Source organism: Pseudomonas agronomica (genome assembly GCF_025917275.1).
Lineage (GTDB): Bacteria > Pseudomonadota > Gammaproteobacteria > Pseudomonadales > Pseudomonadaceae > Aquipseudomonas > Aquipseudomonas agronomica.
The window spans coordinates 1-2,924 of sequence record NZ_JAOSHO010000572.1 but is presented as its reverse complement, the minus strand read 5'-3'; the positions used below and the strand labels follow the sequence as shown (position 1 = coordinate 2,924).

Sequence of the window (2,924 nt, the reverse complement as noted above, 5' to 3'; positions counted from 1 at the left end):
GCCACCAAGGCACGTCAGTTCCGAAAAAATTAACAACGTTTAACTCACGCAAATATCTCCTGTGGCCGGACCATTGAGCGATCCACCCATCTCAAGGAGTCATGTCATGAGCACGTTCATCACCCGCGACGGCACAGAGATCTACTACAAGGACTGGGGCACTGGCCAACCGGTGGTCTTCAGCCACGGCTGGCCGTTGAACTCCGACAGTTGGGAGGCGCAGATGATGTTCCTCGCATCCAACGGCTACCGGGTGATTGCCCATGACCGCCGTGGCCACGGGCGTTCCAGCCAGCCGTGGGATGGCAATGACATGAACACCTACGCCGATGACCTGGCCGAACTGATCGAGCGCCTGGATCTCAAGAATGCGGTGTTGCTCGGCTTCTCCACCGGCGGTGGCGAAGTGGCGCGCTACATCGGTCGTCACGGCGCCGCCCGCGTCGCCAAGCTCGGCCTGATTTCGGCGGTCACGCCGCTGATGCTCAAGACCCCGGCCAACCCTGGCGGCCTGCCCATCGAAGTCTTCGACGGCTTCCGCCAAGCCTCCCTGGCCGACCGTTCTCAGCTATACAAGGACGTGGCCAGCGCGTTTTTCGGTGCCAACCGTCCGGGCGCCAAAGTTTCCCAAGGCATGATCGACTGGTTCTGGATGCAAGGCATGCTTGCCGGCCACAAGAACACTTACGACTGCATCAAGGCGTTCTCGGAGACCGACCTTTCCGAAGACCTGCGCAACATCGATGTGCCGACCCTGGTGGTCCATGGCGATGACGACCAGATGGTGCCAATCGAAACCGCCGGCATCGCGGCCGCCAAATTGCTCAAGAATTCGCAGCTGCTGGTTTACCCAGGCGCGCCCCACGGCCTGACCGACACCCACAAGGACCAACTGAACGCTGACTTGCTGGCGTTCATCCGAGGCTGATCAGGGCGCAAACCTGTGGGAGCGAGCTTGCTCGCGATGGCGTCATCACATTCAACATCGATGTAAGCTGACTCACCGCCATCGCGAGCAAGCTCGCTCCCACAGGATCGGTATTGAACAGGAACGAAACCCATGAACCGCAACGATTTACGCCGTCTCGACATGAACCTCCTGGTGATCTTCGAGGCATTGATGTTCGAGAAGAACCTGACCCGCGTCGCCGAAAAGCTGTTCATGGGCCAGCCGGCGGTGAGCGCGGCGCTCGGGCGGCTGCGGGATCTGTTCGACGACCCGCTGCTGATCCGCCACGGCCGAGGCATGGAACCCACGCCCCGGGCCCTGGCGATCCTGCAGGAACTGCAGCCGGCGATGGACACGATTTCCAGCGCCGTCAGCCGGGCCAAGGCATTCGACCCGTCCACCAGTTGCGACGTGTTCCGCGTCGGCCTGTCGGACGATGCCGAATTTGGCTTGTTCCCTCCGCTGCTGAGTCAGCTGCGCGAAGAAGCGCCGGGCATCATCGTGGTGGTGCGCCGGGCCAATTTCCTGCTGATGTCGTCGCTGCTGGCCAGCGGCGAGATCAGCGTCGGCGTCAGCTACACCACCGACCTGCCGGCCAATGCCAAGCGCAAGAAACTGCGGGACATTCCCTGCAAGGTCTTGCGCGGCGACAAGCGCCCTGGGCCGTTGACCCTGGACGAGTACTGTTCGCGGCCCCACGCCATGGTCTCGTTTTCGGGCGACCTGAGCGGCAACATCGACCTGGATCTGGCCCGCATCGGCCGGGCGCGCAAGGTCGTGCTGGCAGTGCCGCAATTCAGCGGCCTGCGGGCCTTGCTGGCCGGCACCGAGCTGATCGCCACCGTGCCGGACTACGCCGCCTGTGCGCTGGTGGAAGGCTGCGCGTTGCGCGCCGAAGACCCGCCGTTCGAGATCAATGCCGCCGAGTTGTCGATGGTCTGGAGCGGCGTGCATGACAACGATCCCGCCGAGCGCTGGCTGCGTTCGCGCATCGCCACTCACATGTCCCAACCGTTGCCTGCAGCCGCAGCCGTCTCGACGGACCCGGCCGGAGCCCACCGATGAATACCACTGATGAACGCCGCATGCAGGCCCTGGGCCTGCTGTTCCTGCGCCTGAGCGGCGCGTTGTTCCTGCTGTGGGTGCATGGCTTGCCCAAGTTGCTGAACTACAGCACCGAACTGACCCGCATCGAAGACCCGTTCCACCTCGGCGCGGCACCCACGCTGATCCTGGCCATTTTCGCCGAGGTGCTGTGTCCGTTGCTGATCATGGCCGGCGTGCTGGTGCGGCTGGCGTGCCTGCCGATCCTGTTCCTGCTGGCCGTGGCGCTGCTGGTGGTGCATCCGCAGTGGAGCCTGGAAGAAGGGCAGTTCGGCTGGTTACTGCTGATCATATTTACCAGCGTATTCATTGCCGGCCCCGGCCGCCTGGCGATGAACACGCGTTTTGATGGAGTGCTTCGCCATGTCTGAATCCCCAACCCTCGAATCCACCGCGAAGCCGGCCATGCCCGGTTCCGACGAAATCGTCACGCTGGTGGTCAAGCACCGGATCAAGGCCGGCCAGGACGGCGCCTATGAAGCCTGGTTGCGGCGCATCGTCAGCGTTGCCGGCCAGTGGCCGGGGCACCTGGGCGTGGATGTGGTCCGGGGCAAGCAGGGCGGATTGTCGTTGTTTACCTGCGTGCTGCGTTTCTGTTCCACCGAGGCCATGCAGCGCTGGCTGGACTCGTCCGAGCGCCGCGAATTGGTGAATGAGGCCACGCCGCTGCTGGCCGACGGCGACCAGACTGAAGTCGCCTCCCACAAGGAATTCTGGTTCGCCCCGCTGGCCGATGCCGCTACGCCGCCACCGCGCTGGAAACAATCGGTGGTGACGCTATTCGTCATCCTGCCGCACACGCTGCTGGTGCCCTTGCTCTGGGGCCCGCTGCTGCAACTCAACGCGTTCCTGTCCAACTACGTGGTCGCCA

General features: G+C 63.5%; 4 protein-coding genes. All 4 read left to right on the top strand.

Translation table 11 applies throughout. From position 1 onward, the window contains the following. The first annotated feature begins 106 nt into the window (after positions 1 to 106). Positions 107 to 928, top strand: coding sequence for an alpha/beta fold hydrolase (locus tag OC610_RS24650; protein ID WP_264431582.1), 822 nt, complete (start codon positions 107 to 109; stop codon positions 926 to 928). A 132-nt stretch (positions 929 to 1,060) separates the two neighbouring features. After that, a complete protein-coding gene (locus OC610_RS24645; RefSeq protein WP_264431579.1) occupies positions 1,061 to 2,014 on the top strand; it encodes a LysR family transcriptional regulator in 954 nt (317 codons plus the stop codon). Then, positions 2,011 to 2,424, top strand: a complete 414-nt coding sequence (locus tag OC610_RS24640; protein WP_264431577.1) for a DoxX family protein — start codon at positions 2,011 to 2,013, stop codon at positions 2,422 to 2,424. The genes OC610_RS24645 and OC610_RS24640 overlap by 4 nt, the downstream gene beginning before the upstream one ends. Further along, positions 2,417 to 2,924, top strand: a 508-nt coding sequence (locus OC610_RS24635; RefSeq protein ID WP_264431575.1) for an antibiotic biosynthesis monooxygenase, incomplete at its 3' end; no start/stop codon positions are given. The genes OC610_RS24640 and OC610_RS24635, both read left to right, overlap by 8 nt.